This window comes from Candidatus Electronema sp. TJ (assembly GCF_048287355.1).
Taxonomy (GTDB): Bacteria; Desulfobacterota; Desulfobulbia; order Desulfobulbales; family Desulfobulbaceae; genus Electronema.
On the sequence record NZ_JBLWEP010000077.1, the window covers coordinates 1 to 10757 of the forward strand.

Consider the following 10757-nt stretch of genomic DNA (forward strand, 5'->3'; position numbering starts at 1 on the left):
TGCTCTCATGATTGCCGCTCCAAAGGTGCTGCCGAAAAATTATAACGTGCTGGATGTCCTGACGTATGAGCACGACAAGCAACAAGCTGGCACTGTTCGTCTGCTCAAACGCAGCTGGTCAATCAGCCAGCATACGGAGCGCAATTGCCCTTGTCAACAGAAAATATTGCAGTTTTAGACAGACATGGGCAGCTTTCCCGCTAATCGTTGCACCCAGAGAAACAATCCGGCAATCTTTCCCAGCGAACAACGAGCCGCCGGAATTTTCTTTGCAGCCATCAGCAAGTGCGCCAGCGCATATTCATGCTGTCACCTCGCATGGCTTTGAATTGAAATCTTTTCTTTTTATTTTGGCTTGCGGCATTGAAAAAACAATGTTGCAGGTCATAATTTGTGTTAATTAATAATAGTTATTAGTTGTTGACACACATTTTTTTTTGCCCTATCCTGAAAGTAAGGGATGCTGCTTATTAATTGAGCGGGGTGCCGAACTTTCTGGTGAGCGCTGAAGGTGTTCTTCTGCGCTGGAAAGTTGAAAAACGCCACAACCGTCGCGAGGCGGTGTCGGAAAGCCACGGGTCTCTTGGAGACAGCCGGGTTGCCTGCTTCACAGATACCAGGGAGGGTGTCATGAAAACAACAAACTTTTTGCAAGGAGGAACAAAAAAACTACAGAAGAGGACGACTGTTCTGGCCACCATTCTGCTTGCCGCCATTCTTGGCGCATGTCAGGTCAGAACAGAGCCGGTTGCTTCTGCGCACTCAGCACCTGTCAATGATGAAGGCGGCTGGATCAGAAGAAGCAGTTCTGTGACAGCGGCTGAAGCGGCGGCTTCGGTGCCGGAGGCCGGTTACGGCAGACCCGGCACTGTTGATCCGACGGCGATGGTGGCTGCCCATAACCACTGGCGGACTGAAGTCGGCGTGCCCGGCCTGAGATGGTCGGACAGGCTGGCGGATGTCGCCCAAGGCTGGGCAGATCACTTGGCGGGCAACGGCTGCGCCATGTATCATAGCGGCAATGGCTATGGTGAGAACATCTACCAAGCCAGTGCGCTGATGTGGTCTGACGGTCGCCGGGATTTGCAGAAAAAAACGCCGAAACAGGTTGTGGACGCGTGGGGCAGCGAGATTCAGTATTATAATTATGCGGCCAACAGCTGCAGCGGTGTCTGCGGCCACTATACGCAAGTGGTCTGGAAAAACACTACAGAAGTGGGCTGCGCAATGGCGGTCTGCGGCAACAACGCGCAGATTTGGGTGTGCAGCTACGCCCCTGCTGGCAACGTCGTCGGCCAGCGGCCATACTGACAACAAACCGCACCAAGGCTGAACACAGCCCGGTCTTCCTCTCCAGCAGCACCCGCCGCCCTTGGCTCTCTCCGTCAAGGGCGGCGGTCTTTTTCCGCCAAAATTGCGGTATCGGCTTGATGGATTGCGCCGCTGCTGGTATAGGAAAAGCATGTCCCTCTCTTTCACCGGCACCTGCGCTTGCCCTGCATGATCCTCATTAAAGATATTTTTTCCGCACTGGCGACCATGATGCTGCTTTCCGCAGCCTGCGTCAACGCCCAGACCAAGACGGACAGCAGCGGAGAAATCGTCCTGCTTGCCGCTCAATATGAAGACCTCGGCGTGTATGCTGATGAAACTGGGTCAGTCGATTCAGCCGCCATGCTGGCCGCCCACAACCGCTGGCGCTCGGAGGCAGGAGTTCCCGATCTGACATGGTCGGAGACGCTGGCGCAGTCTGCCCAGCTCTGGGCCGATCATCTGGCGGCGAACGGCTGCCGCTGCCTGAGCCACAGCCAAGGCAGTCAAGGTGAAAACATCTACAAAGTAAGCTCGGTAGTCTGGTCTGATGGTCATCGGGACATCCAGAGCAAAACCCCGCAGCAGATCACAGACGGCTGGGCCAGCGAAATCAAGAACTACCAGCCTGAAGACAACAGCTGCTCCGGCATCTGCGGCCATTACACTCAGATTGTCTGGCGGGACAGCAAGTCAGTAGGCTGCGCGGTCTCAACCTGTCCGGACATGGCGCAGATCTGGGTCTGTCATTACAACCCTCCAGGCAATGTGAAAGGCAAACGGCCATACTGACCCAACACCGCACACCGCCCTCTTGACATATTTCATCCTCTTGGTATGATTTGCGCCTCTTTCTTGCAAAGAGTTTCTGTCAATTCCATAGAGAGGATGTCATGCCCCCGTCAAAACTCCTTCACAAAGCACCTGCGGCAGGATTGCTGCTGGCCGCGTTTTGCCTTTCCGCCTGCGTTCAGAACACCGCCGCCCGCCCTGCAAACAGCAGCGGCACCCAGCCTGAAGCCGCAGCCGCCGCTGCTGCGGGAGCGGCTACCGGCACGGCAGTTCCAGCTGCCGCCATGCTCAAGGCGCACAATCAATGGCGGGCCAAAGTCGGCTCTCCTGCTCTTCAGTGGTCAGAAAAATTGACCCGCATGGCTCAGGAGTGGGCTGACAAACTGGCTGCCTCCGGCTGCTCGCAACATCATCGGGGCAATATGCAGTATGGGGAGAACATCTACTTCGCCAGCCCGCTGCTCTGGCCGAACGGGAGAACAGAGGCGCAGCCTGTGACTCCGCAATATGTGGCGGACGACTGGGGCAAGGAGGAGAAGAACTATGATCATGCCTCCAACAGCTGCTCCGGCATCTGTGGCCACTACACCCAGCTGGTCTGGAAGGATTCCAAGGAGGTGGGCTGCGGCATGGCCTTCTGCGCGAACAAGGCGCAGGTCTGGGTCTGCAACTATCATCCTGCCGGTAATGTGATGGGCGAGAGGCCGTACTGAAGCGTCACGCAGGCCGGACTGGCAGCAGTCCGGCCTTTTGTGTGAAAGAATCTCTTTGACGGCTGCAAGCTGCTGTGATAGCGTCCAAACAAGAAGACGGCGGAATGGTCCGCTGTCCTTCACTGTGCCGAGACACAGCATGTATACCACAAGAGAGATGAAGATGAAAACATGCAGCCGTCTGATCATGACAGGCCACCTGCTTGGCCTGTTTCTCCTTTCCGCCTGCGTTCAGAGCAGCCCGGCGGCCAGCCAGTCCGCCCGCGCCGGAGCAAACGCGGTCCCAGCCCCTGCGGGAGGCAGTTCCGGTTCCGTTGATGCCGCAGCCATGATCGAGGCGCACAATCAATGGCGCTCCAAGGTCGGCGTGCCTGGCCTGACATGGTCTGGGAAGCTTGCGGGCATCGCGCAGCAATGGGCGGATCACTTGGCTGCCACAACTTGCAGCGGCGGACACAGCGGCAATGAGTATGGAGAGAATATCTTCATGGCCAGTGCGCGCATGTATTCCGACGGCAGGCATGAGATCAGTCCCAAGACCCCGAAGGACGCTGTGGACGCATGGGGCAGCGAAGTGCAGTGGTACGACCACGCCGACAACAGCTGCCACATGGAGTGCGGCCATTACACCCAGCTGGTTTGGAAGGACACCAAAGAGGTGGGCTGCGCCATGTCGGTCTGCGCAGACAAAACCCAGATCTGGGTGTGCAACTACTCTCCGGCAGGCAACATGGTCGGTAAGAAACCCTACTGATCAGCGCACGGGAAGAGACGGCGGAGCTGCGCCGTCTCCCTGAACCGCTCCTGCCTACTTCTTTCCTTCCGCCTCTGGATAGGCTTCCTTTGCGCCGTAGTACGCTGCCAAGGCTTCAAGACCGCCTTTCAGGACATGCACATTCTCAAAGCCGAGGCTGCGGAGGGCTGTGCCTGCCACAGCCGCGCGCGCTCCAGACTTGCAGACGACCAGCACCTGCTTGTCCGCAGGCACCTTGCTGAGGTTCTCCGGTTTGAACAGCTGATCTGCGGGCATGGCGATGCTGTCCGGCAGGGTCATGCCCAGCACCTTGGTCTCTTCCGGGGTGCGCACGTCAAGGGTCACAACTTTCTTCCCTGCCTGGATGTCTTTGACAAAGCTCTCCGGCTTGACAAAGCGCAGCTCCTTCTCCGCCGCTGCTCCGCTGGTCGGAGCGAACATCTTGGCGTACATCTCGGCCATGCCCGCGTCATACGCCTGCGCGGCTGAACCTGCGCTCAGGCTCATCTCTGCTGCTGCCAGCAGTGCTGCGATCTGCTTCGTTCTGTCCATTGTCTTCCTCCAAAGACGCTCCAAGGCGATTGCTCAGGCGGAGGCGGAGCAGGCCGCCACCTGAAAAGCAAGCTTTGTCAGCTTACCCTGTTCCTGCCAGTCTGCAAGGAAAAAACATCTTCCGCCTTGATTCGGCTGCACTTTTCACGTATCCTGCTTAGATGTCCCGCAGCGGACGGCGCAAGGGCCGCCGCATGAACCATCACCACAACCCCACAGCAGCGCATGAACGAGCATATCTTGACCAGCAAACCCAAGCCGCTCTTTGAATCCCCGCAGCAGGTGCTGCGCGATGTGATCCTGCTCTGCATTGGCAGCAGCATCTGCGCCACAGCCACCAACGGCATCCTCATTCCCCAGCATTTCGCCACTGGCGGCATCACCGGCATCGCCCTGATCCTCCACAAGCTGAGCGGCCTGAATGTCGGACTGCTCTACCTGCTGCTCAACGTGCCGCTCTTTGCCCTGGCATGGATGGCGGTGGGGCGCAGATTCTTCTTTTTCAGCATCGTCGGCACCACAACCCTGACCTTGGCCCTGACCTTTGTCAACTTCATCGACTTCAAGGTCCACGATCCGATCCTCAACGCCTTGCTGGCCGGGCTGCTGCTTGGCGGCGGCGCAGGCCTCTGCCTGCGCACCTCCGGCTCGCAAGGCGGGATGGACATCCTCTCGGTCATGCTCCTGAAGCGTTTCTCCATCAATATCGGCACCACAATCCTGACCGTGAACGTCATCGTTCTGCTCATCATTTCGGTCTACTATTCCATTGAGGCGCTGCTGCACACGATGATCGTGGTCTACGTCACCTCCAAAGTGGTGAACATTGTTGTCACCGGCCTCAGCCAAAGGAAGTCCGTCTTCATTATCTCCTCCAAGTGGGAAGAGATAATGAATGAAATTCTCAAGGACATCCGGCGCGGCGTGACCATCATCAAAGGGCAGGGCGGCTACATGCGCTCCAGAGAGCATATTCTCTATGCGGTGATCACCTTCTCAGAGATAGGCGAGCTGAAGCGGATCGTGCGCAAACACGATCCTGCCGCCTTTGTCGTCATCAGCGACACGCTGGAGGTGATGAACTACCGCATCGGCAATCAGCCGCACTGGTGAAAAAGCAGGGTAGGAAACGAGCCTCGAGCGAGTGAGCACCGGAGACTCGCTCGAGTGAAACTGCTTCACTCGCTCGAGACTCATTGGCTCACTCGCTCGAGTGAAGCAAACTGGCACGGGCGAGCGGGCATTCCGCCGCCGTGCGTTTGGGCGGCAGGATGTCTCTGCGCATGGACAAGGCTGCAAAAACGGGCCGGGCTGCGGCATAAGCATGAACAAGAAAATATTTCCTTGACTGATCCGATTTTTTCCAGTACTCCTTAAATCATGGCGGCATCATTGTCCGCCGCATGTTGCAGATGATTCAATCTCTCCATAAGAGGAGCATGACATGGCTGAAATTAAAAATCCAAGGCTCATAGTTGAGCCACATAACAGTCTGACTGTCAAGGTGACAGTCAAATACACTCTCGTTCAATTTCCTCTTGAGTATTGGGCAAGGACTCTGTATCAGGAGGATATCAGCTTGTTCGGGGATGACACCCTGCATGATGATGATCCGCTGATCTTGGAAGTGGTACTTCCAGATGAGGTGCTTGATGTTTTCCCGACGGTGCGTCCGATCTCCAATCCGCACCAGTCCATGCCGCCTGTCTTCCACTTTGAGCGGACAAGAGTCAAAATCGTGGCCAAGGAGGCGATGAACGAGGACAAGGGCTGGCTGGAAAGCTTTCCGCCAATTCCCTTGCGGGATGAGGTCTATGCGCTCATCACTCTGCGCACTATCGCCAACCCGGTGATATGGCCGCCCATCCCTCAGCTGGTGCGGGCGCGGACCAACACGGTCACAGGCATCTGGGGCTAGCCGCAGCCTTCTGCGCCGCAATGAGAAAGGGGGAGCTGCCTGCTGCAGGCAGCTCCCCCTTTGTTTTCGCTCAGCGCCGGCCTGCGCAGACCCGCTGTGTCAGACCCTCTGCGCCAATGTTGCGGACGGCGTTGAATCAGCGTCTCGTCCGCCGCGCCTCACTCACTTCTGCTTCTCCCGCAGCCGGGCGCGGATGTTCTCCAGTATCTGGAGGCATTCCTCCAGATTCGGCGCACCCAGCTGCTCGATCAGCTCCACAGTCCGGCTGATGTATTGCTCGGCCTTGACTAAGTCGCCTTGATCTTTGTAAAACAGCCCTGTGTTCCAGCTTCTGATCGCCTCGCCCGCTTTGTCGCCGATCTCCTGCGCTATGACCAAGGCTTCCTCATAGCAGTTCAGCGCGGCCGGGCGATTCCAGCTGGCCTCATAAATCAAGGCTATATTGTTCAGCACCGCGCCCTCCATGCGACGGTCGCTGATGTTCCGGGCAACAGCCAAGCTCTGCTCCGCATGTGTCAAGGCCGCTTCGAGCCTCCCCTGCGCCTTGCACACCTGGCTGAGGTCGTTCAGACACCTGCTTTCCAGGATCTTGTCCTTGATCTCGCGGCTGACCGCCAAAGCCTGATTGCAGCATTGCAGAGCTTCCCCATAGTCGCCCTGCTGCTTATGAATCTGGCCGATTGTGTTCAGCTCGTTGACTTCGCCTTTCCTGTCGCGCAGCTCCCGGCGCAGGCACAGGCTGCGTTCAAGGCGCAGCAGCGCGTTCGCATGATCGCCCACAGCGCGACAGACAGTGGCGGCAGTGCTCAGTGCCGCGCCTTCGCCTTCCTTGTCGCCGACCTCCCGGCATCTCAGCAGGCTCTGCTCCAGACAGTCCAAGGCTTTTTCATACTCACCCTGTTCCTGATAGATCTGGCCAATGCTGTTCAGCAGCGCGCCCTCCTGCTTCTGGCCGCCAAGCTCGCGGACAATGGACAGGCTCTGCTCATAGCAGCGCAGGGCCTCCGCAGAGCGGGCAGCGAGACAGAGATCATGCCCAGCCGCATTGAGATACGCCGCCCGTTCCGCCTTGCGTTCTTCAGGCAGGGCGGCGGCAGCTTCTTGAAGATGCCGGGCAGATTCCTCATAATGATATTGCAGCCGCTGCAAGTCAGCCTGTTCAGCGCAGCTTGCCGCTTCCGAGAGCTGCCGCTGCTCCAAGGCGGCCTGCTGCTCGGCAAGGTCTTCCTTCAGCGTGGCATCAGCGTTCCGGTCACGCTCCTTCGCCAGCCTGAGCAGCACCTCCGCCCGGTCATATTTGCCGCCTGCAACCGCCCGCTGAGCCTGCCGCTTCAAGGCCTGCACCTGCGGATCATCGCTCGCGCCCGGCTCAAAGCGGCACAGCAGCTCTTTGTAGCGGCCTGCTGTTTCCCGCAGCTTGCTGTCCACCTCCCACAGCGGCACCTGTTCCTGTTCCAATATCCTGAAGAAGCTGGACAGAGCCGCCTTTGTCACGCCGAACTCTTCCTCATACCGCGCAAGACACTCTGGTGGAATCGTGCAGCTCCTGACCTGCTTGGCAACTAGATTCCAATCCTGCGCAACGCTCTGCTGGCCGCCTGTGCTGTCGAATGTGTCACTCATATCCGCTCCTCCTTTGCAGATGAGTTTCTTGTGTCATTTCGAGCGCGATGAGAAAGCCCTACCGCTGACGGAGAGTCCTCCCTTGGGTCAGAATGACAAACTGTGATCGTCTTGCAATGTATCGGGCGCAGCTTTCCTTCCGGGATGCTCATCCCGCCGCTGCTGCAAAGAGAGCTGCGGGCCGTCTCCGGCCCGCTTTCTTTTCTCTGTCTGTCTTACTTGATCAGCCAGTCCGTGCCGATTCTGCGGATGACGTTGAACCCGCCGCTGAGGACGAGGCTGCCGCGCTTGCCGATGTGGTCGAGGAAAACTTGCACCGCACCGGGCTTTCGTCATTCCTCCTGCCCCCGCAGCTTGGCGCGAACGTCCTTGTTTCTCAACTTGGGAAGGGCGGAGCTGACCCACGTCTGCCGACCGCAGGCCGTGATTTACGATGTCAAGCATGTGCTGGAGCAAGGGCTGGCGGACGGGAGCTTGTAAATCTTCGCCTCTCAATACAAAAACGGCACTGCTTGCAGCAGCCTAAGCGGTGCCGTTTCCTCGCTTCAATCCTTCTTGTTTCAGAATTTCCAGCCGAGTGATGCGCCGAACTCAACGCCGCTCGCGCTGTGGCTCTCGACAACGTCGTAATCATAGTCAAGGCTGATGGCTCTGTAAGCGGTGAACACGGTGAAATTCAGATTGGAGATGTCGAGCGAGAAGGCAATCTGCGGCGAGATGCTGAAGCCGCTGGCATCGCTTTTCCCTTCCGTCTGATCATGACCAGCGCGGCCCCAGCCTTTGTCAAAGGCCATCTGCCAGTAGCCAAGATAAAGGCTATGGCTGAAACTGTATTGCATAGCGTTGTCGGCGGGTGAGAGCCACCATGTTCCCTTGAGACCAGCTTCATGCTGGCAGCTCATATCAGAGACCTTGGTGTAGACAGAACCGCGTTGCGCTGGCGGCCTGATGTCGTTCTCGCTCAGCTTCTCATTCCGACCCTCCTCGGAGAGAGGGACTTTGAGCACGTAAGAAATGCCCCAGCTCAAATTGTCCGTCCATTCTATTGTTATCGGCAAGCGATGGCCAATCTCAAGATTGACTTCAAAGTTGTAGAAGGTGATGTCAACGTCATCTAGTCTGGTGCTTCCCGGAGAATTGATCACCGGCACCAGAGCCTTGGCATCCTGAGAATTGCTCGTCGTCGTAGTAGTTCTTGTTGTCGTTGTTGGCTCCGTATCGCTCGTCGTAATAGTCGTTGTCGTTTCTATTTCTGGAGGAATTACCGGCGGCTTGATCACGAACGCAGTGTCGGCGGGATGCGTTGTATGATGCAACAAATCCGCTGGAAGACCAGGATCCATATTGAAATACGACACACCACTGTGCACAGATAAGATCGGGCCTTTTTCTTCGGCCTGCGCGGAATGCGCCGCGAAGATAGACAAACACAGCGCGCCAGTTGCCAGCCGTTTTTTCCTGCTCATTTCAATCTCTCCTTTTTTTTGATAGGATGCATGGGACTAATGCCTGTCCGCACCATTTCTGCCAATAGCTCCGGCTCATCCACCACCACGGTCAGGCTGCTCAGGCCTGAACCGCTTGCGCCGGGCAGAATGTAGATTACCCCGGCTGCTGCCAGCATGGCAATGATCAAAGTGCGTTGTTGCTTCAGCGGCTGGCCAAAGTAGTTATTGATGTGCTTGCCAACCGCATTCTGGCCCTGTCCAATGTTCTGTTCGCCGCCGTTGCAGGTGAATTCATTGCCTGCCGAAGATTTCTTTTTTCTCCGCCGCACATACACAGCACCAGCAAGCACCGCGCTGCCTGTCAGCGACAGCGCGTAAATGCCGCTGCCGCTCCATGTCACTTCAGGATGATCAAGCAGCCATTGCAGCTTGTCACAGACAAAGTCTATAACGTTGCCATCCATCGCATCGTTCCTCGCAGGACTGCTGAGTCGTTTTTCTCGGACAAAGACTGACCGCCGTTGTTTGCAAACTCAAACACTCGTTTGAGACTTCCTCGAACATACGTTTGAGACTTTCTCGAACGTACGTTTGAGATTTTCTCGAACATACGTTTGAGATTTTCTCGAACGTACGTTTGAGATTTTCTCGAACGTACGTTCGAGCGGCGCGGAGCCTTACTTCAGCAGCCAGTCCGCGCCAAGCCTGCGGATGACGTTGAAGCCGCCGCTGAGGACGAGGCTGTTGTCCTTGCCGATGGAGTCCAAAAAGACCTGCGCCTCGTAGGAGCGCGTGCCTGCGTCGCAGAGGATGATCAGGGTTTTGTCCGCCGGGATTTCCCCGTGCCGCGCCCGCAGCTCCGGGTAGGGCACGGCCAGCCATTTGTCCGCGCCGAACTTCGCCATGTAGGGATCCGCATCTTTAGCATTGCGGATGTCAAGAGCCAGCCAGTCCGGCTCCCGGCTGAAATCCTCCATCCACGCGAAGAAGCGGGCCATGCCCACCTTGCGCAGCAGGCCAGCGCAGAGGTTGTCGGCCACATACGCGGCTGCGTTGAGCGAGTCAATGGCCGAGGAGAAGGGCGGCGAATAGGCCATCTCCGCCTGGCTGAAGTCCTCTATCACCGCGCCCTTGGCGATCATGACCGCAGCCGCGTCAATGCGGGCGGAGATGGAGTCGTTCATGGCTCCGAAGGCTTGCAGGCCGAGCACGCGGCGGCTGCGGCGGTCGAAGACTAATTGCAGCGCAACCGCCGACACGCCGGGGAAGAAATGAGCGCGGTCAGCAGGCGCAGTGAGCGAATAATCCGCATCAAAGCCTTCTGCCAGCGCGGCTTCGTAGGTGATGCCGGTGGCGGCGATACAGCGTTCAAAGGCCTTCATGATGAAGGAGCCGACCACGCCGTCAAAGCGGCTGGCGATGCCCGCCATGTTGTCTGCGGCGACCCGGCCTTCGCGATTGGCCAGCGAACCCAAGGGCGCGAAGCTCTGCTTGCCTGTGACAAGGTGGCGCACCGCAACGCAGTCTCCGGCGGCGTAGATGTCCGGGTCGCTGGTCTGCATCCTGCTGTTGACTGTGATGCCGCCCCAGGGTTCCACAGCCAGCCCGGCCTCCTTGGCCAGCTCGCTGCGCGGGCGCACGCCAGC

Annotated in this window: 12 protein-coding genes and 1 riboswitch; of the genes, 7 read left to right on the forward strand and 5 right to left on the reverse strand. The window is 57.7% G+C overall.

The window, feature by feature from the left end; translation table 11 throughout:
* Nucleotides 1-531 precede the first annotated feature (531 nt).
* A riboswitch (cyclic di-GMP riboswitch) is annotated at nucleotides 532-606 on the forward strand.
* Nucleotides 607-630: 24 nt separating this feature from the next.
* From ACNKID_RS07085 to ACNKID_RS07100, 4 genes are all read left to right on the forward strand, one after another.
* Nucleotides 631-1311 carry a CAP domain-containing protein gene (locus tag ACNKID_RS07085; RefSeq protein ID WP_417912740.1) on the forward strand — a complete coding sequence of 227 codons (681 nt, stop codon included), beginning with the start codon at nucleotides 631-633 and terminating at the stop codon, nucleotides 1309-1311.
* Nucleotides 1312-1500: 189 nt separating this feature from the next.
* Nucleotides 1501-2103, forward strand: a complete 603-nt coding sequence (locus tag ACNKID_RS07090) for a CAP domain-containing protein (protein ID WP_417912741.1) — start codon at nucleotides 1501-1503, stop codon at nucleotides 2101-2103.
* Nucleotides 2104-2204: 101 nt separating this feature from the next.
* Nucleotides 2205-2816 carry a CAP domain-containing protein gene (locus ACNKID_RS07095; protein WP_417912742.1) on the forward strand — a complete coding sequence of 204 codons (612 nt, stop codon included), beginning with the start codon at nucleotides 2205-2207 and terminating at the stop codon, nucleotides 2814-2816.
* A gap of 139 nt (nucleotides 2817-2955) precedes the next feature.
* Nucleotides 2956-3570 carry a CAP domain-containing protein gene (locus tag ACNKID_RS07100; protein ID WP_417912743.1) on the forward strand — a complete coding sequence of 205 codons (615 nt, stop codon included), beginning with the start codon at nucleotides 2956-2958 and terminating at the stop codon, nucleotides 3568-3570.
* A 54-nt stretch (nucleotides 3571-3624) separates the two neighbouring features.
* Here the strand turns inward: ACNKID_RS07100 and ACNKID_RS07105 are convergent, their stop codons facing one another.
* Nucleotides 3625-4122 carry a rhodanese-like domain-containing protein gene (locus ACNKID_RS07105; RefSeq protein WP_417912744.1) on the reverse strand — a complete coding sequence of 166 codons (498 nt, stop codon included), beginning with the start codon at nucleotides 4120-4122 and terminating at the stop codon, nucleotides 3625-3627.
* A gap of 225 nt (nucleotides 4123-4347) precedes the next feature.
* Here ACNKID_RS07105 and ACNKID_RS07110 point away from each other — a divergent pair, with 225 nt between their 5' ends.
* The gene (locus ACNKID_RS07110) at nucleotides 4348-5235 is read left to right on the forward strand and encodes a YitT family protein (RefSeq protein WP_417912745.1); all 888 of its coding nucleotides are present in this window, start codon (nucleotides 4348-4350) and stop codon (nucleotides 5233-5235) included.
* A 331-nt stretch (nucleotides 5236-5566) separates the two neighbouring features.
* Nucleotides 5567-6040 (forward strand): hypothetical protein, encoded by a 474-nt coding sequence (locus ACNKID_RS07115; protein WP_417912746.1) that lies wholly within the window; start codon nucleotides 5567-5569, stop codon nucleotides 6038-6040.
* 162 nt (nucleotides 6041-6202) lie between these two features.
* Here the strand turns inward: ACNKID_RS07115 and ACNKID_RS07120 are convergent, their stop codons facing one another.
* Nucleotides 6203-7663 (reverse strand): tetratricopeptide repeat protein, encoded by a 1461-nt coding sequence (locus ACNKID_RS07120; protein WP_417912747.1) that lies wholly within the window; start codon nucleotides 7661-7663, stop codon nucleotides 6203-6205.
* Nucleotides 7664-8017: 354 nt separating this feature from the next.
* Here ACNKID_RS07120 and ACNKID_RS07125 point away from each other — a divergent pair, with 354 nt between their 5' ends.
* Nucleotides 8018-8143, forward strand: a complete 126-nt coding sequence (locus tag ACNKID_RS07125) for a hypothetical protein (protein ID WP_417912748.1) — start codon at nucleotides 8018-8020, stop codon at nucleotides 8141-8143.
* Between the two features lie 80 nt (nucleotides 8144-8223).
* Here the strand turns inward: ACNKID_RS07125 and ACNKID_RS07130 are convergent, their stop codons facing one another.
* From ACNKID_RS07130 to ACNKID_RS07140, 3 genes are all read right to left on the reverse strand, one after another.
* Nucleotides 8224-9129, reverse strand: coding sequence for a hypothetical protein (locus ACNKID_RS07130; RefSeq protein ID WP_417912749.1), 906 nt, complete (start codon nucleotides 9127-9129; stop codon nucleotides 8224-8226).
* A complete protein-coding gene (locus ACNKID_RS07135) occupies nucleotides 9126-9575 on the reverse strand; it encodes a hypothetical protein (RefSeq protein WP_417912750.1) in 450 nt (149 codons plus the stop codon). The genes ACNKID_RS07130 and ACNKID_RS07135 overlap by 4 nt, the downstream gene beginning before the upstream one ends.
* Nucleotides 9576-9788: 213 nt before the next feature.
* Nucleotides 9789-10757 (reverse strand): FAD-dependent oxidoreductase (locus tag ACNKID_RS07140; protein WP_417912751.1); only part of this gene is annotated, 969 nt, incomplete at its 5' end.